This window comes from Brevundimonas sp. P2_A6, assembly GCF_056404975.1.
The window spans coordinates 56,227-77,228 of record NZ_JBFUCZ010000002.1; the positions used below are offsets into that span (position 1 = coordinate 56,227).

Sequence of the window (21,002 nt, forward strand, 5' to 3'; positions counted from 1 at the left end):
CCTGGCGGTCGTTACTGGGGGTCGCGCGCGGCGGCGGGCGATCCGTAGGGATTGGTCGGCCCCCCGTCGATCGGGATCTGGCTGGATGGGCGGTTGACGGTCGCCGGATCGGGCAGGTGCGGCGCGCGGGCGTCACGCGGCGCGCGCTCGGTCTGGCGCGGAGCGGGGGTCTCCAGGTCCGCCATCCGGCCGCAACCGGCGGCGGCCAGCGCGGTCAGGGCGAGCGCGCCCGCGAGGATCGACTTCTTCATGCGAGACGCGCTTTCCATTCGACGATGCGCGCGCGGACCTGTTCCGGCGCGGTGCCCCCGAAACTCTGGCGACTGGCGCAGGAAGCCTCAGGGGTCAGCACCTTGTAAACCTCTTGCGTGATCGAGGGATGCAGCGCCTGCAGTTCTTTCAGCGGCAGTTGCGCCAGACCCACGCCCAGCGCCTCCGCCCGCTTGACCGCCGCGCCCGTCACATGATGCGCCTGGCGGAACGGCAGATCGGCTTCGCGCACCAGCCAGTCGGCCAGGTCCGTCGCGGTGGAAAAGCCCCAGCCCGCCGCCTCGGCCATGCGTGCGGTGTTGGGAATGAGGGCCGAAACCATCGCCGTCATGGCCGTCAGCGCCAGGTCCAGCGCGTCCAGCGCTTCGAACACCGGCGGCTTGTCCTCCTGCATGTCCTTGGAATAGGCCAGCGGCAGGCCCTTCATCACGGTGGACAGGGCCACGAACGACCCCAGGATGCGCCCGGTCTTGGCGCGGACCAGTTCGGCGGCATCCGGGTTGCGCTTTTGCGGCATGATCGAGGAACCGGTCGTCAGGTCGTCGGGCAGGCTGGCGAACCCGAACATCGGCGTCATCCAGACCACGATCTCCTCGGCGAAGCGCGACAGGTGACCGGCCGTGATCGAGGCCGCGGCGAGGGTCTCCAGCGCGAAATCGCGGTCCGACACGGCGTCGAGAGAATTGCCCATCGGCCGGTCGAAGCCCAGCGCGGCGGCCGTCGCATGACGGTCGATCGGAAACGGCGACCCGGCCAGGGCGGCGGCCCCCAGCGGGCTCTCGTTCATGCGGGCTCGCGCATCGGCGAACCGCCCGGCGTCGCGTCCGAACATCTCGACATAGGCCATCAGGTGATGCCCCAGGGTCACCGGCTGGGCCGTCTGCAGATGGGTGAAGCCCGGCATCAGGTCACCCGCATGCTGCTCTGCGCGGGCCAGCAGGGCGTGTTGCAGCGCCGTCAGCTGCGCCACCGTCCGGTCGCAGGCATCCCGCACCCACAGCCGGAAATCCAGCGCGACCTGGTCGTTCCGGCTGCGCGCCGTATGCAGACGCCCCGACGCCTCGCCGATCAGTTCGGACAGGCGGGCCTCCACGTTCAGGTGGATATCCTCGTATTCGTCGCGGAAGGGAAAGGTCCCGGTCTCGATCTCGGCCCGGATGGTGTCCAGCCCCGACAGGATCGCCGCGCCGTCCTCAGGCCTCACGATCCCCTGGTCGATCAGCATGCGGCAATGGGCCCGCGACCCGGCCAGGTCCTGCGCCCACAGGCGCTTGTCCACGCCGATGGAGACGTTGATCGCCTGCATGATGTCGGCGGGCTTGGCGGAAAAGCGTCCACCCCATAGGGTCTGGCCGGATTGCGGCGTGGCCGCTTCGCCCGCATCGGGCGTCGGCGCAGGGGACTGAGGCATGGGCGGCTCGTTGAAGGTCGTTTTGATCGCGGGTGCGATCGCGGGCGTGCTGGTGGGCGGGACGGTCGGCACCCTATACGCGATGAAGGCAGGTCCTTTCAAAGCGTCCGCGCCCGTCGTGGCCGAAAAGAGCGAACTGGCCCGGTTCGCGGTCGGTCCGCTGGCTTCGCTCGACACACCCGCCAACTTGGAAACCGCGCCCGACTACGTCTTCAAGACCCGGGATGGCACCGACGCCCACTTCGCCGACTTCCGGGGCAAGGTCGTCCTGGTCAATCTCTGGGCCATGTGGTGCGCGCCGTGCCGGACCGAGATGCCGACGCTGGCCACCCTGGCCTCGGCCTATCCCGACGGCGATCTGGTGGTCCTTCCGATCAACGTCGATGTGGGCGCGGACGCCCTGGCCGACGCCAGGAGCTTCATCGACGTCCACGACCCGCTGCCGTTCTACTCGGACCCGAAGTTCCAGCTTCCGTTCGAGTTTCCGGGCAAGGGCAAGATGCCCCAGACGATCCTGCTGGACCGTCAGGGGCATATCCGCGCCGCCTTCGCGGGCGAAGCCGACTGGTCCAGCCCTCAGGCGCGCGCGCTGATCGGTGCCGTGCTGGCCGAAGGGGCCTAGTTGGAGGCCGGAACGCGCTTGTCCGTCGTCGGATCGACGGCGCCCGGTCGACCTTCGGATGCTGCCTCGGCCTGATTGGCTTCTAGTCTGTCGGCGACATTTCCCGCTCCCGCTTCGACGGCCTGGGCCGCCTTCATGGCTCCGGCTTCCAGAACTTCACCGGCGGCCGCCGCGCCCTCCTTGACCTCCTGGCCGGCCTCGGCGGTCGCGACCTCAGCCTTGTCGCCGGCGGCGTCGGCCTGGGCTTCTGTCTGGTTTTGCTCGGCCTGGGTGCAGGCGGCGGAACCCAGCGAAAGGGCGGCGATGGCGGTCATGGCCGGGATGGATGGAATGCGGATGGTCATATCTTGCCCTCGGAAACGGTTGAACCTTGACCGTAAACGCCGCCCGTCACGGACGGTTGCGGAGGGCTGGACTGGTGGCTGGAGGCGGGATCGAACCGCCGACCTGTGGGTTATGAATCCACCGCTCTAACCATCTGAGCTACCCAGCCCAGTCCAGCGCGCGCACCGGGGCCCGATCCGCGCGAGAGGCGTGCCTATATAGTTCAGGCCCGCGCGGTTCAAGTCGCCATTCCGCCGGGCCGGAGACGCGACAGTGCGACGCGGTCGCATCTGGACGGGAACGGTGCAGGTCGCGCATCGTTCGAAGTCAACATCCCATCCGACCCGGTCCGGAGATCGCCATGCGCCCCCTTCTGCTCGCCGCCTCAACATCCGTTCTCGTGCTCGCCGCCGCCTGCCAGGCCAGTGGCCAGTCCCAGCCTCCTGCCGCCGGCGCCCCGGTGGAGACCCGCCCCGCCAACGGCGCGAACCAGACCCCGGCCTTCGAAGGTCAGACCCGCGCGCCTGGCGTCCGCACGGAGCAAGCCCTGACCACCACCGTCGTCGCCTCGGGGCTGGTTCATCCCTGGGGGCTGGCGCTCCTGCCCGACGGCCGCTGGCTGGTGACCGAGCGTCCCGGACGCCTGCGGATCGTGACCGCCGAGGGTGACATCGGCGCGCCCATCACCGGCCTGCCCGCCGTCGATGCGGTCGGTCAGGGCGGTCTGCTGGATGTCGTTCTGTCACCCGCCTTCGCCACCGACCGGACGATCTTCTGGAGCTACGCGGAGCCGAGGGAGGGCGGCAACGCCACCTCGGTCGCTCGCGGGCGGGTGTCGGACGACGGCACATCGGTCGGCGATGTTCAGGTCATCTTCCGGGCCCTGCCTACCTATGACGGCGACAAGCATTTCGGCTCCTCCCTGGCCTTCGACCCCGAGGGCCACCTGTTCATCACCCTTGGGGAACGGTCCGACACGCCGATGAGGCCCCAGGCCCAGGACCTTGGCTCGCACATGGGCAAGGTCATCCGCATCAACGCCGACGGCTCGGTCCCGGCCGACAATCCGTTCGTGAATACGGCCGGAGCGCGGACCGAGATCTGGTCCATGGGTCATCGCAACGTCCAGGGCGTCGCCGTCCAGCCCGGCACCGGCCGCGTCTGGACCGTCGAGCACGGCACAAAGGGCGGCGACGAGCTGAACCATCCCGAGGCCGGCAAGAACTACGGCTGGCCCATCATCGCCTATGGCGTCGAATACGCGGGCGGGCCGATCAACGCGGGCATCACCGCGCGCGAGGGGCTGGAGCAGCCGGTCTACTACTGGGACCCGGTGATCGCGCCGGGTGGTCAGGCCTTCTACTCCGGCGCCATGTTCCCCGGCTGGGACGGCAACCTGCTGATCGCGGGCCTGGGCGGCAAGTCGATCACCCGGCTCGTGCTGGAGGGCGACCGCGTGGTGGGCGAGGAACGGCTGATCGCCGACTTCGGCAAGCGCATCCGCGACGTGGCCGTGGCCCCGGACGGCGCGGTCTGGGCCATCACCGACGAGGATGACGGCCAGCTGATCCGCATTTCGGCGCGTTAGACACGACCGATACTGGCGTGGCCGCCTGCTAGAAGCCCAAAACCGCGAGCGGCGGGCGGCTGGCCATTGGAGAAGTAGAAGTCGCTTTTTTCGACTCCAGCGCTCCAACCGCCTCACTCGTCGAACGCCGATTCAAGATGTGGTTTCTGTGGACGGACTGATTCGCACATCTTGCGTCCGTTAAGGGCTCGTTTACGATTAGTTGTGGCCAAGGGGACCCCGGAGGGGCTTCAGGCGCCACATCTTGAATCGCTCGACCCGGAGGGTGTCATGACCGCAGGCTGGACCGAAGATCGCGTCGGCGCGCTGAAGAAGCTGTGGCTGGAAGGCCAGTCGGCCTCCCAGATCGCCAAGCAGCTGGGCGGTGGCGTGACCCGCAACGCCGTGATTGGCAAGGTGCACCGCCTGGGCCTTTCGGGACGCGCGACCCCGTCCCAGCCGGCCCGCACCGCCACCAGCTTCCGCCCGGCCCGGACGCGCACGACGCCGCCGGCCCAACCGTCCGCCCCGCGCCGCATCGAGGCGGCGCAACCCACGCCGCGCCCCGTCGTGGCCGCGCCCAGCCTGCCCGCCGTCGCTGAAATGCCCGGAACCGCAACGGTCATGACCCTGGGTGCGCACATGTGCAAATGGCCGATCGGCGACCCGTCCTCGACCGAGTTCAGCTTCTGCGGCCGCCGTGCCTCGGAAGGCGTCTACTGCCAGGAGCACGCCCGCGTCGCCTACCAGCCGCAGATGAAGCGCGGCGGCAAGGAAGAGCTGGCCCGGAGCCTGCGGCGCTACATCTAAGCGAAGGGCGCTATCGCTCGCGACGCGGTCACTCGCTGCTTGAGCGCGGATCGCGGCGTTGTCGCCCTCTCGTCATCCACGCCCTGTAGAGGGCCGCATCCGCCTCGTGGGCTCGCCCACGAGACCGGGGCGGGGCTGCGGTTATCCGGGTTGACGCAGCCCCGCCGCCTCCTCTTTCAAGCGGCTAACGCCCGGCTCGCGGAGCCGCGCTGCTTGAGCCTCTTTCAAGGGGCTAACGCCCGGCTCGCGGAGCCGCGCTGCTTGAGCCTCTTGGGGCTCTTGCCTAGTTCAGCACCCGACGGCCGCCCGGCACATCCAGGCTGAAAGCCGGAATGGCGGCCTCGAATTCACGCCCGGCCGCGTCGGTCATCACATAGGCCCCTTCCATCGATCCCGACGGCGTCGGCAGGGGGCAGCCCGAGGCATAGGAATAGCTGTCGCCCGGTCCGATCAGCGGCTGCTCGCCCACCACGCCCGCGCCGCGCACGGTTTCGACATGGCCGGTCGCATCGGTGATGATCCAGCGGCGCGCCATCAGCTGCACCGTCTCGGGTCGCGAATTGACGATCTCGACCTGATAGGCCCAGACCCAGCGCCCCTCCTCCGGATCGGACTGTCCGGCCAGATAGCTGGGCCGGACCCGCACGATCACGCCGTCGGTCTCGGCTTCATAGGGGCGGGTGTCATGCATGGCCCATGGTCGCCCGGCCCCCGCCACGTTTCAAGCGCGCTCAAGCAGCGAGCGACCGCGTCGCGAGCGCAGCGCCTTACTGGCAGGTGGTCGCCCCCGAAGGGATCAAGTATGGCAGGGTCCATGACTTTCGAATCCTCCACGCCGGGCATCCTGCCCTGCCAGTCCATCGAGACCCTGATCGCCACGGGCGCGATCTCATCCGCCACGCCGTTCGACGCCGATCAGGTGCAGCCGGCCAGTCTGGACCTGCGTCTGTCAGAGCGCGCCTGGCGGGTGCGGGCGTCCTTCCTGCCCGGCCAACGATTGGTCGCGGACCGGATCGCCGACGTGTCGATGCATTCGATCGACCTGACCGGCGGCTATGTGCTGGAAAAGGGCTGCGTCTACATCGCCGAGCTTCAGGAACGCCTCAGCCTGCCCAAGGGCCTGATCGCCCGCGCCAACCCCAAGTCCTCGACCGGCCGCGTCGATGTCTTCGTGCGCCTGCTGACCGATCGGGGCGGGTCGTTCGACGATGTGGACGAGGGCTATGAGGGGCCGCTGTATCTGGAGATCGCGCCTCAGACCTTTTCCATCCTGGTCCGCCCGGGCACCCGTCTGAACCAGCTGCGGCTGAAGGCCGGCGAGCCGCCCAAGCTGGAAACCCGCAGCGTGGGCGTCGATCTGCAGGGCGGCGACATCGTCGGCTTTCGGGGCCGTCGCCATGCGGGCGTGGTCGATCTGGACCGGATCGACGGCCATGATCCGCGGGATTTCTGGGAACCCCTGACCCTGCGGCGCGGCGAACTGCTGCTGGACCCGGGCGAGTTCTACATCCTGGCCTCTAACGAGGCGGTCGAGATCCCGGTCATGCAGGCCGCCGAGATGACCCCGATCGACCCCAGCGTCGGCGAGTTCCGCGTCCACTATGCCGGCTTCTTCGACCCCGGCTTCGGCACCGACGAGGCGCACGGCGCGGGTTCGAAAGGGGTGCTGGAAGTCCGCACCCACGACACGCCCTTCCTGCTGGAACACGGCCAGATCGTCGCCCGCCTGGTCTACGAGCCCCTGACCGAACGCCCGACCCGGCTGTATGGCGAAGGCGGCAGTCATTATCAGCGGCAAGGGCTGAAGCTGAGCAAGCACTTCAGGGCGTGGGGCTGAATTCGAGGGCTTAGTGAGTAGGTCTTGGGGCTTAGGAGGCCGGTCTCACCAAGCCCTAAGACCTAGGCCCTAACCCCTCGCTGCTCACACCAGCTTGTCCGCCTTCCGCAGCCCCGGGAACAGCCTGGCCCACAGCCCCGTCGCGGTCAGCGCCCCGATGCCGCCGAAGACGGCCGCGCCGATCGGCCCCAGAATGCGGACCATCAGGCCGGAATAGGCCTCGCCCAGCTCGTTGGACGCGCCGATGAACAGCATCGACACCGACGACACCCGCCCGCGCATGTGATCGGGCGTCGACAGCTGGATCAGGGTCTGGCGGATGTTGACGCTGACCATGTCGGCCATGCCGCCGATGAACAGGGCGATGGCGCTGATCCAGACGATCTTCGACAGGCCGAAGACGATCGTGCACAGGCCGAACACGGCGACCGAGGCGAACATCAGCAGGCCGCCCTTGCCGGGGATCGGATAGCGCGCCAGTACCAGCGCCATCAGGAAGGCCCCGCCGCCGAACGAGGCGCGCAGCAGGCCAAATCCCTCCGGTCCGACATGCAGAATGTCGCGCGCGAAGATCGGGGTCAGCAGGGCGACGCCCGCGAACAGCACCACGATCAGGTCCAGCGAGATGGCCCCCAGCACGATCTTGGTGTCCCAGACGTATTTCAGGCCATCTTTCACCGACTGCCAGCGGCCGACATCGGTCGTGACGGGCGCGGGTCTGCCGCTGGTCTTGATCATCACGAAACAACTGAGGCCCAGCAGGAACAGGGCCACCGACGATCCGTAGGCCAGGGGCACCGACAGGCCGACGATGACGCCTCCCAGAGCCGGTCCGGCGATGGCTCCGGTCTGGAAGGCGATGGACTGGGCGGCGATGGCGCGGGGCAGGGCCGCCCGGCCCACGACCATGGGCAGGAAGGCCTGGCTGGCCGGTGCCAGAAAGGCGCGCGAGGCCCCGAACCCGAACGCGACCAGCAGCAGACCCCACAGGGGCGGACTGCCGTGGATCGCCATGGCCAGGAACGACAGGGCACAGGTCCCCTCGGCGATGATCGCCAGGACGACGGTGCGCTTGCGGTCCCGACGGTCCGCCATCTCGCCCGCCGGCAGCGTCAGGGCCAGCAGGGGGATGAACTGCGCCAGGCCAACCAGCCCCAGATAGAGGCTGGCCTCCGCGATCGGATGGTCCCGCCGCGCGATCTCGTAGACCTGCCACAGCAGGGCCGAGGACTGAATCTGGATGGCGAGCACCGCCGCGATCCGCCCGAGCCAGATCAGGCGGAAATCGTTGATCGCCCACGGATTGGTGCCGTGGGCCGCGAGCGCCGCCTTGGCATTCGGCCGGGTGATCGGCTCGGGAGCCTCAGGTGCGTCGGTCATGTTTGGGGTAAGGCGTTCCGTCTCGGTGGTGATAGCGGTCCGCCCCGGCGGGCAGGACCATGTCGATGTCGGGATAGTCGCAGGCGTCGGTCGTGGGCGAGCGCGTGCCGACTTCCAGCAGAAGCGCCTCTGCGTCCGATCGGTTCTCGATTTTATGCCCGTTGGGAACACCGGCCTTGAACCCCGCGCAATCCCCGGCCTGCAGCACCGTTTCCCCGTCCTCCTCGACCAGGACGACCTCGCCGGACAGGACAGTCACGAACTCGTCCTCGTTGGCATGCCAGTGGCGCTGGCTGGACCAGGCCCCGGCCGGGAGCCGCAACAGATTGACGCCAAACTGGGTCAGACCCGCGGCGTCCCCAAGCCTCCAGCGACGCCGCGCCAGACAAGGCCCGGCGTGTTCGTCCGGATAGCTGGTGCCGTGGCCGGTCGGTGCGGCATCGATGTCGATCTTCGGCATGGCGGCTCCCCTTTCCGGCTCGGTGCGATCTCCCTAAAGCATAGCTGCATGGGCACTGCATCAACTCCTGTGATCGATCCTGTCGAACTGACGAAGGCGCTGATCCGGCGGCCGTCGGTGACCCCGGTCGATGCGGGCGCGATGGACACGCTGGAGCGGGTGCTGATCGACCTGGGCTTCACCTGTCGGCGGATGGCGTTCGAAGGCTCGACCGGGGCCGCGACCGATGCCCGGATTGAGAACCTGTATGCCCGACGGGGCACCGCTTCGCCCAACCTCTGTTTCGCCGGTCACACCGACGTCGTGCCGACAGGCGAGGCCACGGCCTGGTCCTCCGGCCCCTTCGAGGCCGAGGTGAAGGACGGGCTGCTCTATGGGCGGGGTGCGGTCGATATGAAGGGCGGGATCGCCGCCTGGATCGCGGCGGTTTCGCAGGTCCTTGCGAAGGGCGAACCCGCTGGGTCCCTGTCGTTCCTGATCACCGGCGACGAGGAAGGCCCCGCGCTGCACGGCACCAAGCGCGTCGTCGAGGCCCTGATGGCCGAGGGCGAGGTCATAGACGCCTGCGTGGTCGGCGAGCCGTCGTCCCAGCAACAGCTCGGCGACATGATCAAGATCGGCCGGCGGGGTTCGCTGAACAGCTGGATCACGGTGCACGGCAAACAGGGCCACGTCGCCTATCCGGCCCGCGCCGCCAACCCGGCGCCGGTGCTGGTGCGGTTGCTGGCGGCGTTGGACGCCCACGTCCTCGACGACGGTTATGAGGCCTTCCAGCCGTCGAATCTCGAGATCACCACGATCGACATCGGCAACACGGCCACGAACGTGATCCCCGCCGAGGCGAAGGCGCGGCTCAACATCCGCTTCAACCCGGCCCAGACCGGCGATGGCCTGATCGACTGGCTGAACCGCGAGGCGGGGCGGGTCCAGGCCGAGACCGGACTTCAGATCACGCTGGAACACATGTGTTCGGGTGAGGCCTTCTTGACGCCCCACGGCCCGTTCGTGACGGCGGTGCAGGACGCGGTCGAGGCCTCCGCCGGGATCCGGCCCGAGGCCTCGACGACGGGCGGAACGTCTGACGCGCGCTTCATCCGCGCGATGTGCCCGGTGCTGGAACTGGGTCTGGTCGGCCAGACCATGCATCAGGTTGACGAGCGGGTCCCGGTCGCCGAGCTCGTGGCCCTGACCGCCGCCTATCGCCGGGTGATCGAGACGGTCCAGGTCGCCTAGTTCGGCAACCCCGTCGGTGGGGCGGCCATCATTTCTGCCCGGGCGATGCGGCGATCCATGTCGGCGACCACCTGTTCCAGCCGAACCTTCTCCGAGGCCATGTCGATCGGCGTGCCGTCCTCGTAGGTGATCTGTGCGCCTCTCGCGATCAGGTCGAGGCGGTGAATCGCCGTGGCGCGCGTGGCCTTGAACCGATCCAGTTCGCGGTCGGCCATGGTCAGGGCCGCTCCAGGAAGCGCAGCGCGCTCAGAACGTGGGCGCGAACACCGACCGGCAGGACCGCCTCGTTGACGTCGAACTGGGGCGAATGGTTCGGGGCGGCCGTGGCCGGATCGACACCGTCGGGTGTGGCCCCGAGGTGATAGAAAACGCCTGGCACCTCGCCCTGGAAATACGAGAAGTCCTCCGCGACCGTCGTTGGGGGCGCGGCCGGATTGACCTTGCCCTCGCCGGCCGCCTCGGTCAGCACCGGGGCCAGCCAGGCCGACAGGGACGGGTCGTTGAACACCAGGGCCGCGTTCTGACGCACCGAGAAATCGGCCGTCGCGCCATAGGCCTCGGCCACATGATCGACGGCGGCCTCGGCCCGGGCGACCAGGGCGTCCCTCTGAGCGATGTCGAAGGTGCGCAGCGTCCCCGCCATCGTCGCTGAATCGGGAATGATGTTGTAGCGCACGCCCGCATCCAGGGTGGCGATCGTGAACACGGTCGGTGTGGTCGTGGGATCGACGGTGCGGGCGGTCAGCGTGTTGATGGTCTGGATCACGTTCGCGGTCGCCGCGATCACGTCCACGCCGCGCCAGGGCCAGGCCCCGTGCGTCTGGCGGCCATGCAAGACGATGTCGACCCGATCCGACGCCGCCATGAAGCCCTGCGGCCGATAGAAGATCGTGCCCGGCACGCCCGGCACGACGTGCAGGCCGAAGATGGCCTCGACCTTCGGATCCTTCAGCGCGCCCGCCGCGATCATCAGCTTGGCGCCGCCCATGGGCTCGCCCGGTGGCACGCCCTCCTCGGCGGGCTGGAACACGAAGACGACGGTGCCGCTGAATCGATCCCGCATGCCGCTGAGCACCTCGGCGGCCCCCAGCAGCATGGCGACGTGGGCGTCGTGACCGCAGGCATGGGCCACGGGCACGGTCTCGCCCTGATAGGTGCCGGTCGCGGTCGAGGCGAAGGCCAGGCCCGTCGCCTCCAGCACCGGCAGGGCGTCCATGTCGGCGCGCAGGGCCACCACATGCTGCGGCCCGGTCCCGGTCCCGCGCAGCACGCCGACGACCCCGGTCCGCCCCACGCCCTCGCGCACCTCGATACCCATGGCGCGAAGGTGTTCGGCGACGAAGGCGGCGGTGCGGGTCTCGGCCAGACCCAGTTCGGGATGCTGGTGCAGGTCCCGCCGCCAGGCGACGACCTCTGCGCTCACCGCCTCGGCCGCCGTCGCGACCTCCCCAGCGCTGACCGGTGCGGATTGCGCAAGGACCGGCGAGGCCGCCAGCGTCAGGGCGGCGGCGATCAGGGCGGGGCGAAACATCGGCGGTCTCCGAAAGGGTCAGTCGATGATGGGGTCAGGCGTCGCAATGACGCAAGCGACTTGCGTCGCACAGGGCGCGGCCCGATGGTGCGGCCATGGCGATCAAGACCGCAAAGACGAAATGGCGCGACGTCGTCCTGGTCTGCAAGAAGTGCCAGAAGAAGCTCGACGGCGGCTTCGGCCCTGACGGCGACAAGACCCTCAAGAAGGCGCTGAAAAAGTATCTGTTGCCGGGCGACGGCAAGGGCCGGAAGGCCGAGCTCGCCGTGATCACGACCGGATGTTTCGATGTCTGTCCGAAAAATGCGGTCATCGCCGTCAATGCCGCCAACCCCAAGGCCCTGCTGATCGTGCCGGCCGGTGCCGACCTGTTCGAGGTCAAGGCGCGGCTGGGTCTGGACGATGGGCGACGCCTCAAGCCGACCCTGACGGTGGTCGGCGAAGACTGACGCGATCAGGCCGCCCGATCCCGTTCCATCGAGGCTTTGATGGCGTCGATCCCGGCATTCATCATGGCGGTTATGCGCTCCCCAGGTCCGTCCGGCAGGAAGTCCACGACCCAGATGAAGCGGCAGCGGTCTTCACCCTCCGGCACGACGGCGTTTGACGCGCTGTGGTGTTCGAACGTGTCGGCCAGGATGCTGTAGACGATCCGACGGTGCTCATCATCGATGGCGATCAGCCGTTCGCGCAGGACAAGGCCGCCGTCGAACGTCACGGTCCGAACATCGCCCTCCACGACCGTGTCCAGGATGAATCCCGGTGCCGTTTTCGTATGCAGGGCACCAAAGTCCCTCAGCGCGTCCCAGACTGTGTCCGCCGAGGCGTGAATGGTTCGCTCGATGTGGATAGTGGCCATCTCGTCACTCACGTTTCCTGTGCACCCCAGCTTGTATCGCCGAGCTTTGTGAGTCTCGCGGCTTTCGGACCGGATCGCCCGTCCGACGTGACCTGGAGCCGGGTCGGCGCTATGCCGAACCGATGTCGCCCAGATCCCCCGCCTTCATGATCCTGTTCATCGTCAGCCTGATCGCGGCGGCGGGGAACATGGGGCTGCAGTCGGTGCTGCCCGCCATCGGGCGACAGTTCCACCTCGCCGACACCCTGGTCGCGGGGGCCTTCGCCATCTCGGCGCTGATGTGGACCTTCACCTCCCCGTTCTGGGCGCGGTTGTCGGACACGCTGGGACGCAAGCGGGTCATCGTCATCGGCATGACCGGGTTCGTGGTGTCGATGATCGGGTTCGGTCTGGCCGCCACGTCCGGCATAGAGGGATGGCTGGGCCCGGTCATCGCCTTCGCCCTGATGGCGACGGCGCGCACGGTCTATGGCGTGTTCGGCTCGGCCGCGCCGATCGCGTCGCAGGCCTATGTGGCGGATCGGACCAAACCGGCGGAGCGGACCCAGGCCATGTCTTTGCTGGCCTCGGCGCAGGGGCTGGGCACGGTGATCGGGCCGGTTCTGTCGCCCTTCTTCATCCTGCCCCTCGTGGGGCTGGCGGGGCCGATGTATGTCTTCGCCCTGTTCGGCCTGATCGTCCTGGTCATCGTCATGCGGTTCCTGCCATCGGGCGAGGTGATCCGCATCCCGTCGCCCAGCGGCCAGAGAGGCGCGGGCGACGCCGGCAAAGGACTGTGGCGCGATCGGAGGGTGCGCGACTTCCTGCTGTTCGGCCTGCTGGTCACCGGGGCTCAGGCGGTCAACATCTCGGTCCTCGGCTTCCACATCATCGACGAGATGGCGACGACAGGCCTCGATGCGCGCGCGGCCCAGCCGTTCATCGGCCTGGCCATGTTCGCTGGTGCTCTGGCGACCCTGATGGTCCAGTGGGGCCTGATCCCGCTGCTGAAGCTGCGCCCGCCCGAACTGATGCGCTGGGGTGCGGCGCTGGCGCTGGTGGGCAATGTCCTGAGCATCGCCTCGCCGGGCTATTTCGGTGTGGTCGTGGGCTATGCCGTCGTGTCGATGGGGGTCGGGTTCGCCCGGCCGGGATTCACCGCCGGCTCGTCACTGGCGGTGGGCGCCCACGAACAGGGCGCGGTGGCGGGCCTGATGATGTCGCTGGCGGGTCTCAGCTTCCTGGGACCGCCCGTGGTGGGGGTCGCCCTGTACGAATGGAAGGAGTTCGCGCCCTTCGCCGGCAACGCGCTGCTGCTGGCCGGAGCCGTGGCGGTCGCCTGGATGAGCCCGGCCCTGAAGGCCCTTTCGGAACGCCCCGATGACGAGACGCCGGCCCCGGAAATGGCCCCCGCCTCCCAGCCCGGACCCGAAGGCAACAGCTGAGCGCCGGGAACCTCCACCGTTCCTGACCGCTCCTGTGGCTGGACCCACCGGAGCACGACCATGAGCATCCTCGGCAACATTCTCGGCAAGATTTTTCATCGCAAGGATGAGCCCAAGGCCCCGTCGGCACCCGGCCAGCCCGCGCCGACCTCGACACCGGTCCAGCCCCAGGTGACCGCCGCCGCCGCGACCGCGCCGCAGCCCGCGCCGCCTGTGGATGTCGCAGGCATCCTCGATTTCATGAACGAGCAGCGGGACCAGACGCTGAACTGGCGCACCTCCATCGTCGATCTGATGAAGCTGTGCGGCATGGAAAGCTCGCTGGCCGAGCGCAAGCAGCTGGCCGATGAGCTGGGCTATACGGGCGACAAATCCGACAGCGCGACGATGAACATCTGGCTGCACAAACAGGTTATGCAGAAGATCGTCGACAACGGCGGGCAGATTCCCGGCGATCTGACGCCCTGATCACTGAGCGGAACCTTAACGAAGTTAATCCGGTTGCCTCTCATTGCCTTTTGAAGGGAACCACTATGGAACGCTCAACTCATGACCCATGACGAACGCATCGAGGCCAACGACCATTTGCTCAAAGCAGTGGTTGCCTTGTTGACGATCAAGGATCCAACGTTCGTGAACCAACTCGATAACATTTTCAGGATGGCAGAGGCCCAGGGCGACGAAATCGCGCGAATGAATGCCCAGTCCTGGTCTCACATACGTGACGAACTGGAAGTCGTTCGAAACTTCGTCCATGGCGACGAGGATCCGCAGGCTCTGATCCATGGATCGGTCGCCCTCGACGGCAAAATGGCGTTGGGCAGCGCCTGAGCGTTCACGATCGCGCTGGCTCGCGCTATGGGTCTTCAATGACCGACGTCGACCTTGATTCCGGCGATCCGCCCTGGGCGGAGGACGATGCCGCGCCCGAGCGCGACGAGAACACTGACGACATGTTCGGCGCGCCTGCTCCTGCGCCGGTGGCCGAGCTCTCCGCGCCGGCACCGCCAGGCGACGCCGCGCCATCGAACGGCGGCGAGGCCTATACCGTCCTCGCCCGCAAACACCGGCCCCGGACCTTCGAGGACCTGATCGGGCAGGAGGCGATGGTCCGGACCCTGACCAACGCCTTCGCCACCGGCCGAATCGCCCACGCCTTCATGCTCACGGGCGTCCGGGGCGTCGGCAAGACCACCACGGCCCGTCTGCTGGCCCGTGCCCTGAACAACGAGACCGACGTCATCGACCGGCCCTCGCTGGAGTTGACCGCCTTCGGCCGCCACGACGCGGCGATCATGGCCGGCCAGCACATGGACGTCATGGAGATGGACGCGGCCTCGCACACGGGCGTCAACGACATCCGCGATATCCTGGAGAGCGTCCGCTATGCGCCGGTCGAGGCCCGCTACAAGGTCTATGTGCTCGACGAAGTGCACATGCTGTCCAACCAGGCCTTCAACGCCCTGCTGAAGACGCTGGAGGAGCCTCCACCCCACGCCAAGTTCATCTTCGCCACCACCGAGATCCGCAAGGTGCCGGTGACGATCCTGTCCCGATGCCAGCGATTCGACCTGCGCCGCGTCGAGCCGGAAATCCTGGTCGAACACCTCGGGCGGATCGCCACCAAGGAAGGCATGAAGGTCGAGGACGACGCCCTGGCTCTGATCGCCCGCGCCGCAGAGGGGTCGGTCCGTGATGGGCTGTCGCTGCTGGATCAGGCCCTGGTCCAGGGCGAACGCGGCGAGCCGGTCGCCACCGACACGGTCCGCGACATGCTGGGCCTGGCCGACCGCAGCCAGACCATCGCCCTGTTCGAACAGATCATGGCCGGCCGCACGCCCGAGGCGCTGGAGACGTTTCGCACCCTGTACGGCTTCGGGGCCGACCCGGTTCAGGTGACCAACGACCTCTTGGAACACTGCCATGCGGCCTCGGTCGCCAAGATGCTGGGCCCCAACGCCACCCGCCTGCCCAACGATCAGGCCCAGCGGCTGGCCGCCATGGGGTCGCAGGTCTCGGCCGGCACCCTGTCGCGGACCTGGTCCATGCTGCTGAAGGCGCTGGACGAGGTGCGGCGAGCCCCCAGTCCCGCGGACGCGGTCGAGATGGCCATCGTGCGCCTGGCCTATGCCGCTGACCTGCCGGGGCCGGAGGAGGCGCTGAAGCGGCTGCAGTCTGGCGAACCGATGGGCGGCGGCACAAGCGCGGGCGGCCCACGCGGCGGCGGGGGCGGCGGGGCCTCGGCCCAGCTGGCCCCGCGCCCCCTGGCCCAGCCCAGCCTGCCCGATCCACAGACCTTCGAGGCCGTCGTGGCCCTGATCGGCGAGAAGCGCGAGATCGCGCTGCAGATGGACGTGCAGCGCTACGTCCGTCCCGTATCGTTCAAGCCGGGAGCCTTGACGTTCGAACCCGTCGACGGCGCGCCCGCCAACCTGGCCACCCGCCTGTCGTCGCGGCTGAAAGAATGGACCGGCCGACAGTGGTTTGTCGTCGCCAACGGCCAGGGCGGCGGCGAGACCCTGATCGAACAGGAAAAGAAGGCCACCGTCGCCCTGCGCGCCGAGGTCGAGGCCGACCCCTTCGTCCAGGCGGTGATGGCCGCCTTCCCCGGCACCGTCGTCGGCGAGATCAAGACCCTGGCCCCGGCCGTCGAGATGCCGTCCATCCCGGACGAGGTCGAGGACGATCAGGACTAAAACTTGCGCGTGAAAGGCCCTATCTAGAGCCCATGAAAGATCTCAACGAACTGATGCAGCAGGCCCAGGCGATGCAGCAGAAACTGCAGGACGCCCAGGCGAAGATGGCTGAAACGACCGCCGAGGGCACTTCGGGCGGCGGCATGGTGGCCTTGGCTCTGAAGGGGGCGGGCGAGGTCACCTCGGTAAAGATCGACGACAGCCTGATGGTGCCGGGCGAGACCGAGATCCTGGCCGACCTGATCGTCGCCGCCCATGCCGACGCCAAGCGCAAGCTGGACGCGGTCAATGCCGAACTGATGCGCGAGGCGGCCGGGCCGATGGCGGGCATGAACATTCCCGGCATGCCCAAGCTGTTCTGACGACTTGGCCGCCTCCGCCGGACCCGAGATCGAGCGGCTGATCGCGCTCCTGGCCAAGCTGCCGGGGCTCGGACCCCGCTCGGCCCGACGCGCGGCCTTGGCTCTGCTGAAACGACGCGAGCAGCTGCTGGAGCCGCTGGCGGCCTCGCTGGCGGAGACGGCGGCCAAGGTCGTGTCCTGCTCGATCTGCGGCACGCCCGACACCCGCGACCCCTGTTCCATCTGCTCCGACCCGAACCGCGACAACGGCCTGATCTGCGTGGTCGAGGAGGCCGGGTCGCTGTGGGCCATGGAGCGGTCCGGCGCGTTCCGCGGCAAATACCATGTGCTGGGCGGGCTGCTGTCAGCCCTGGACGGCGTCGGTCCCGATGCACTCCGGGTCGCCGAGCTGGTCGGGCGTGTGAAGGGGGGCGAGGTGCGCGAGGTCGTGCTGGCCCTGCCGGCCACCGTCGACGGCCAGACGACCGCCCACTATCTGGCCGAGCGGGTGGCTGGAAACGACGTGGAGGTGACCTCACTGGCGCGCGGCGTCCCGGTCGGCGGCGACCTGGACTGGCTGGACGACGGCACCATCGTTCAGGCGCTGCGCGCGCGCCGGCCGGCCTAGCCGCTGTTCCTCAGGCCAGCCGCCACGCCGTTGATGGTCAGCAGGATACCTTCACGGACCCGGGGATCGTCGTCGCCGGCCCGTCGGCGGCGGATCAGCTCGATCTGGACGTGATTCAGCGGCTCGACATAGGGCATCCGCAGGCGGATCAGCCGGTCCAGCTCGGGCTGACCACCCAGCAGGTCCGTCTGGCCGGTGATGGTCAGGACCGCGTCACGCGTCCGGTCCCATTCGGCCCGCAGGGATCCGAAGATTGAGGCGGCCAGCGTCTGATCCGGCACCAGACCGGCATAGCGCCGCGCGATGGTCATGTCGGACTTGGCCATGATCATCTCCATGTTCTGGAGCAGGGTCCGGAAGAAGGGCCAGTCGGTCGCCATCGCGCGCAGCTCCTCCATGTCCCGGCCGCGCACGGCCGAGCCGAAGCCGAACCAGCCGGGCAGCATGACGCGGCTCTGTGACCAGCTGAGCACCCAGGGGATGGCACGCAGATCGTCGATGGCGGTCGAGGCGGTGCGGGATGTCGGGCGCGAGCCGATCTTCAGCTCGGCGATCTCGTTGATCGGGGTGGCGGCCCGGAAGTAATCGACGAAGCCCGGCGTCTCGTAGACCAGGGCCCGATAGGCGGCCATTGAGGCGACCGACAGGGCCGAGGCCGTCTCGCCGTGTTTCGCCGTCATCGCCTCATCCGGCGGCGGGGCCAGGGAGGCGATCAGCGTTCCGGCGGTCAGGGCGTCCAGATTGCGGCGCGCCACGTCCGGCTCGCCGTATTTGTTGGCGATGACCTCGCCCTGTTCGGTGATGCGGATGCGGCCCGCGACCGTGCCCGTGGGCTGGGAGATCACACCGGCGAAGCTGGATCCCCCGCCGCGCCCGACCGCACCGCCGCGTCCGTGAAACAGCTGGAGCCGGACGCCGACGTCCTGGGTCACGCTGAGCAAGGCGCGCGAGGCCTCGTGCAGTTCCCAGGTCGAGGTCAGGTAGGAGCCGTCCTTGTTCGAGTCCGAATAGCCGATCATCACCTCCTGCACGCCCCGCGCCCTGGCGACGGCCAACGCCGAGGGCTCCTGCAGCAGGCGGGTCAGGGTGGGCTTTGCGGCGCGCAGGTCGTCGATCGTCTCGAACAGGGGTGCGGCCTGGATCGGGCAGGAGGCCGGGTCGTCGGGGCGATAGAGGCCGACCTCCTTCAACAGCAGGTAGACCTCCAGCAGGTCCGACGCAGCATCGGTCTTGGACACGATATGGGTGCGGATCGCCTGGGGTCCGAAGGTCCGAAGGGCCTCGGCCGCCGCCTGCAGAATGGCGCGTTCCTTGAGCACCTCTGGGTCGTAATCGGCATAGGGGCTGAACAGCAGGCGCGGCGCGGCCAGTTCGGCCGACAGCAGGGCGATGCGCGCATCCTCGTCCAGCGCGGCATAGTCGGGACAGACCCCGGCGACCCGCAGAAGATGGGAAACGACACGCGCGTGGACGTCCGAATTCTGGCGCAGATCGAGCGTCGCCATGTGGAAGCCGAAGACGTCGACCGTGGCGATCAGGCGCGACAGGCCGTCGTCGGCGAAGACCGCGCCGTGGCTGGCCACCAGACTGTCGTGCAGCACCGCCAGATCGGCGCGGAAGGCGTCCGGCCCGTCATAGGGCGGGGCGGCGAAGGGGGCAGGCCGGGGCGCGGTCTCACCGGTCAGCAGCGGGTGGGTCGCCGACAGCCGGGCGTAGATCTGGCTGAGCGCGCGGCGATAGGGTTCGTCGGCGCGATGAGGCGAGGCGTCGCCCGACCCGTCGGCCAGGGCCTGCAGCGCCGGGCTGATGGCGACCAGCGAGCCCGACAGGCTGAGCTCGGCCCCCAGGGTGTTCACCGCCTCCAGATAGTGGCGCAGCACGGCCTTGGCCGGTGTGGCGAAGGCGGCCCTCAGCGCAGCGGCGTCGACGTTGGGATTGCCGTCCCGGTCGCCCCCGACCCAGGCCCCGATGCGGATGAAGGGCTTCAGGTCCGGCGCGCTCAGCCGCCTGCGCCAGTCGATCAGCTGTTCCGGCGCGACCTTCAGGAAAACCCGTTCCAGGAAGGATACGACCGTGTCGATCTCGTCCTGAACCACCAGCCCCGTGGTCCGCACCAGCCGCGTCGCCCAAAGGATCACCGTCTGTCGCCGCAGTCCCGCGATCAGGACATCGGGCGCGCAGGACAGGTCGTCCCGGTCGCAGGCGTCCAGCAGGTCCGACACGGTGGCGATCCGGTCGATGACGCTCTTGCGGCGCACCTCCGAGGGATGGGCCGTCAGGACGGGGGAGATCAGAGCCTCCGACAGCAGGGTCCGCGCATCCTCGACCGACCGCCCGGCCTGGGCCAGCCGGGCCAAGGCCCCCTCGGGCGTATCGGGCCGCGCCCCCTCGGCGGTCTGGCTGCGCGCGCGGCGCTTGCCGGCCCGGTCCTCGGCGACATTGGCCAGCAGGGAGAAGACCGCGAAGCCGTGGGCCAGGCCCACCGCGTCGTCCAGAGACAGGTCCGACAGCAGCCGCTCCAGCTCCGCCGACCCGCGCGCGCCCGCGTGCCGATGATAGCCGACCGAGGCCACCCGCACCGCCTCGATCCGGTCGTAGAGCGCCTGTCCGCCCTCGTCGCGGATCACCTCGCCCAGCAGCCCGCCCAGCAGGCGCACCTCCTCGCGCAGGCGATCATCGGTTTCAGGCAAGATGGCGGTGTCGGCGGGCATGGCGGTCTCGTGCAGCGGGGAGGCTGCTGCCATCCGACGCCGCATCGCTGTGTTTCGTCAATGCACGTTCCGTGACCAGGTCAGGGCGCGTCGGCCTCAATATCAAAGCTGAAGCCTGGCTTGACTGTGCCTAGCCGTTGGGCGGTCCCCAGCAGTGTTGGATAGAACTGCACGAAGGTCGTATCCACCGCTCCATTGGCCTGATGGCAGGAATAGCAGTTGGCTTCCTTTGCGATCAGGTCGCCGGGCGTTCCGTCGACCAGAAAGAAAAAGCCCCAGCCGCCCTCGAACCGCGCCTCGTCACGCACATGGGCCTCCAGTCCGATGACACCGGCCTGAAACTGTCCCGAGCGGTTGATGGAGCCGCCCGTACGGCCTGCGCGATTTTCCAGGATCAGCACCGTTTTGTCCGGCCAGTGACCCGTCCGCTGGAACGCCTGATAGGCGACCGGAGGGGCAAAGACGTTGCCGAAAACATGCTCGGTCGGCGTTGACCCGAACTGCACATAGTTCATGTCCAGCCCGGCGCTCAAAAAGACCCACTCGCGATAGTTCGCGGGCGGGATCAGGCGACCGTCAGCGGTGTAGTGGGGCGTGTCGTCCTGCGCATTCGACCGGGCGCGCAGCGGGCCCAGAAGCAGGAACGCGGCGGCCAGTACGGCGACCAGCGCCACGCCCGCCAACGCCAGGATCATCTTCAGTTTCATCATCGCCCCGCTAGTTTCGGAGCCGATACGGTGGGGAGCGCAGCCGGGTTACGGCGACCCGCCTTGTCTTTGCCCGCATTTTCCCGCATAAGCCCGCGCTTCCGGCGCAAGTGAACCTCGCGTCTCCACCGGCACGACCCAGGTTTCGACCTGACGAGGCTGGCGAGAACCCCCTGCCGACGTGATCGTCG

General features: G+C 68.4%; 23 protein-coding genes and 1 tRNA gene. 12 read left to right on the plus strand and 12 right to left on the minus strand.

Going from position 1 to position 21,002, the window contains the following annotated elements; translation table 11 throughout:
• Positions 1 to 11 precede the first annotated feature (11 nt).
• Complete coding sequence (locus AC1DW4_RS05685; RefSeq protein ID WP_477016281.1) at positions 12 to 251, minus strand: hypothetical protein; 240 nt, start codon at positions 249 to 251, stop codon at positions 12 to 14.
• Entirely contained in the window at positions 248 to 1,681 is a 1,434-nt protein-coding gene (gene argH / locus AC1DW4_RS05690) for an argininosuccinate lyase (RefSeq protein WP_477016282.1), read from the minus strand. The genes AC1DW4_RS05685 and argH overlap by 4 nt, the downstream gene beginning before the upstream one ends.
• Between argH and AC1DW4_RS05695 the strand changes: the two genes are divergently transcribed.
• Positions 1,680 to 2,303: a TlpA family protein disulfide reductase gene (locus AC1DW4_RS05695; RefSeq protein WP_477016283.1), complete on the plus strand. Its 624-nt coding sequence runs from the start codon at positions 1,680 to 1,682 to the stop codon at positions 2,301 to 2,303. The genes argH and AC1DW4_RS05695 overlap by 2 nt on opposite strands.
• Here AC1DW4_RS05695 and AC1DW4_RS05700 read toward each other — a convergent pair.
• Both AC1DW4_RS05700 and AC1DW4_RS05705 read right to left on the minus strand, forming a co-directional pair.
• On the minus strand, positions 2,300 to 2,647 hold the full coding sequence (locus AC1DW4_RS05700; RefSeq protein WP_477016284.1) for a hypothetical protein: 348 nt from the start codon (positions 2,645 to 2,647) through the stop codon (positions 2,300 to 2,302). The genes AC1DW4_RS05695 and AC1DW4_RS05700 overlap by 4 nt on opposite strands.
• 72 nt (positions 2,648 to 2,719) lie before the next feature.
• A tRNA-Met gene (locus AC1DW4_RS05705) sits at positions 2,720 to 2,796 on the minus strand.
• Positions 2,797 to 2,988: 192 nt separating this feature from the next.
• Here AC1DW4_RS05705 and AC1DW4_RS05710 point away from each other — a divergent pair.
• Both AC1DW4_RS05710 and gcrA read left to right on the plus strand, forming a co-directional pair.
• The gene (locus tag AC1DW4_RS05710) at positions 2,989 to 4,215 is read left to right on the plus strand and encodes a PQQ-dependent sugar dehydrogenase (protein WP_477016285.1); all 1,227 of its coding nucleotides are present in this window, start codon (positions 2,989 to 2,991) and stop codon (positions 4,213 to 4,215) included.
• Between the two features lie 270 nt (positions 4,216 to 4,485).
• Positions 4,486 to 5,004, plus strand: coding sequence for a cell cycle sigma 70 cofactor GcrA (gene gcrA, locus AC1DW4_RS05715; RefSeq protein WP_477016286.1), 519 nt, complete (start codon positions 4,486 to 4,488; stop codon positions 5,002 to 5,004).
• A 283-nt stretch (positions 5,005 to 5,287) separates the two neighbouring features.
• Here gcrA and apaG read toward each other — a convergent pair whose 3' ends face one another.
• Positions 5,288 to 5,695: a Co2+/Mg2+ efflux protein ApaG gene (apaG, locus tag AC1DW4_RS05720; RefSeq protein WP_477016287.1), complete on the minus strand. Its 408-nt coding sequence runs from the start codon at positions 5,693 to 5,695 to the stop codon at positions 5,288 to 5,290.
• A gap of 123 nt (positions 5,696 to 5,818) precedes the next feature.
• On the opposite strand from apaG, the gene AC1DW4_RS05725 reads away from it, so the two are divergent.
• Positions 5,819 to 6,841 carry a 2'-deoxycytidine 5'-triphosphate deaminase gene (locus AC1DW4_RS05725; protein WP_477016288.1) on the plus strand — a complete coding sequence of 341 codons (1,023 nt, stop codon included), beginning with the start codon at positions 5,819 to 5,821 and terminating at the stop codon, positions 6,839 to 6,841.
• 84 nt (positions 6,842 to 6,925) lie between these two features.
• Here the strand turns inward: AC1DW4_RS05725 and AC1DW4_RS05730 are convergent, their stop codons facing one another.
• Positions 6,926 to 8,221, minus strand: a complete 1,296-nt coding sequence (locus tag AC1DW4_RS05730) for an MFS transporter (RefSeq protein WP_477016289.1) — start codon at positions 8,219 to 8,221, stop codon at positions 6,926 to 6,928.
• The gene (locus AC1DW4_RS05735; RefSeq protein WP_477016290.1) at positions 8,205 to 8,681 is read right to left on the minus strand and encodes a cupin domain-containing protein; all 477 of its coding nucleotides are present in this window, start codon (positions 8,679 to 8,681) and stop codon (positions 8,205 to 8,207) included. Before AC1DW4_RS05735 ends, AC1DW4_RS05730 begins: the two co-directional genes overlap by 17 nt.
• A 48-nt stretch (positions 8,682 to 8,729) precedes the next feature.
• On the opposite strand from AC1DW4_RS05735, the gene dapE reads away from it, so the two are divergent.
• Positions 8,730 to 9,914 (plus strand): succinyl-diaminopimelate desuccinylase, encoded by a 1,185-nt coding sequence (gene dapE, locus AC1DW4_RS05740; RefSeq protein WP_477016291.1) that lies wholly within the window; start codon positions 8,730 to 8,732, stop codon positions 9,912 to 9,914.
• On the opposite strand, the gene AC1DW4_RS05745 is transcribed toward dapE, so the two are convergent.
• Both AC1DW4_RS05745 and AC1DW4_RS05750 read right to left on the minus strand, forming a co-directional pair.
• Positions 9,911 to 10,129: a hypothetical protein gene (locus AC1DW4_RS05745; RefSeq protein ID WP_477016292.1), complete on the minus strand. Its 219-nt coding sequence runs from the start codon at positions 10,127 to 10,129 to the stop codon at positions 9,911 to 9,913. The genes dapE and AC1DW4_RS05745 overlap by 4 nt on opposite strands.
• 2 nt (positions 10,130 to 10,131) lie before the next feature.
• The gene (locus AC1DW4_RS05750) at positions 10,132 to 11,445 is read right to left on the minus strand and encodes an amidohydrolase (protein WP_477016293.1); all 1,314 of its coding nucleotides are present in this window, start codon (positions 11,443 to 11,445) and stop codon (positions 10,132 to 10,134) included.
• 95 nt (positions 11,446 to 11,540) lie between these two features.
• Here AC1DW4_RS05750 and AC1DW4_RS05755 point away from each other — a divergent pair, with 95 nt between their 5' ends.
• Positions 11,541 to 11,894: a hypothetical protein gene (locus tag AC1DW4_RS05755; RefSeq protein WP_477016294.1), complete on the plus strand. Its 354-nt coding sequence runs from the start codon at positions 11,541 to 11,543 to the stop codon at positions 11,892 to 11,894.
• 5 nt (positions 11,895 to 11,899) lie between these two features.
• On the opposite strand, the gene AC1DW4_RS05760 is transcribed toward AC1DW4_RS05755, so the two are convergent.
• Positions 11,900 to 12,304 carry an SRPBCC family protein gene (locus AC1DW4_RS05760; protein ID WP_477016295.1) on the minus strand — a complete coding sequence of 135 codons (405 nt, stop codon included), beginning with the start codon at positions 12,302 to 12,304 and terminating at the stop codon, positions 11,900 to 11,902.
• 122 nt (positions 12,305 to 12,426) lie between these two features.
• Here AC1DW4_RS05760 and AC1DW4_RS05765 point away from each other — a divergent pair, with 122 nt between their 5' ends.
• The 6 genes from AC1DW4_RS05765 to recR all read left to right on the plus strand — a co-directional run bounded on the left by AC1DW4_RS05765 (position 12,427) and on the right by recR (position 17,393).
• Complete coding sequence (locus AC1DW4_RS05765; RefSeq protein ID WP_477016296.1) at positions 12,427 to 13,728, plus strand: MFS transporter; 1,302 nt, start codon at positions 12,427 to 12,429, stop codon at positions 13,726 to 13,728.
• A gap of 60 nt (positions 13,729 to 13,788) precedes the next feature.
• Complete coding sequence (locus tag AC1DW4_RS05770; protein WP_477016297.1) at positions 13,789 to 14,196, plus strand: DUF3597 domain-containing protein; 408 nt, start codon at positions 13,789 to 13,791, stop codon at positions 14,194 to 14,196.
• A gap of 81 nt (positions 14,197 to 14,277) precedes the next feature.
• On the plus strand, positions 14,278 to 14,559 hold the full coding sequence (locus AC1DW4_RS05775) for a hypothetical protein (protein ID WP_477016298.1): 282 nt from the start codon (positions 14,278 to 14,280) through the stop codon (positions 14,557 to 14,559).
• A 38-nt stretch (positions 14,560 to 14,597) separates the two neighbouring features.
• Positions 14,598 to 16,424, plus strand: coding sequence for a DNA polymerase III subunit gamma/tau (locus AC1DW4_RS05780; RefSeq protein WP_477016299.1), 1,827 nt, complete (start codon positions 14,598 to 14,600; stop codon positions 16,422 to 16,424).
• 32 nt (positions 16,425 to 16,456) lie between these two features.
• Positions 16,457 to 16,786: a YbaB/EbfC family nucleoid-associated protein gene (locus AC1DW4_RS05785; protein ID WP_477016300.1), complete on the plus strand. Its 330-nt coding sequence runs from the start codon at positions 16,457 to 16,459 to the stop codon at positions 16,784 to 16,786.
• Positions 16,787 to 16,790: 4 nt separating this feature from the next.
• Complete coding sequence (recR, locus tag AC1DW4_RS05790) at positions 16,791 to 17,393, plus strand: recombination mediator RecR (protein WP_477016301.1); 603 nt, start codon at positions 16,791 to 16,793, stop codon at positions 17,391 to 17,393.
• Here the strand turns inward: recR and ppc are convergent.
• Together ppc and AC1DW4_RS05800 are read right to left on the minus strand one after the other, a co-directional pair.
• A complete protein-coding gene (gene ppc / locus AC1DW4_RS05795; protein WP_477016302.1) occupies positions 17,390 to 20,137 on the minus strand; it encodes a phosphoenolpyruvate carboxylase in 2,748 nt (915 codons plus the stop codon). The two genes, recR and ppc, sit on opposite strands and share 4 nt — an antisense overlap.
• A gap of 47 nt (positions 20,138 to 20,184) precedes the next feature.
• Positions 20,185 to 20,814, minus strand: coding sequence for a cytochrome P460 family protein (locus tag AC1DW4_RS05800; protein ID WP_477016303.1), 630 nt, complete (start codon positions 20,812 to 20,814; stop codon positions 20,185 to 20,187).
• Positions 20,815 to 21,002 lie beyond the last annotated feature (188 nt).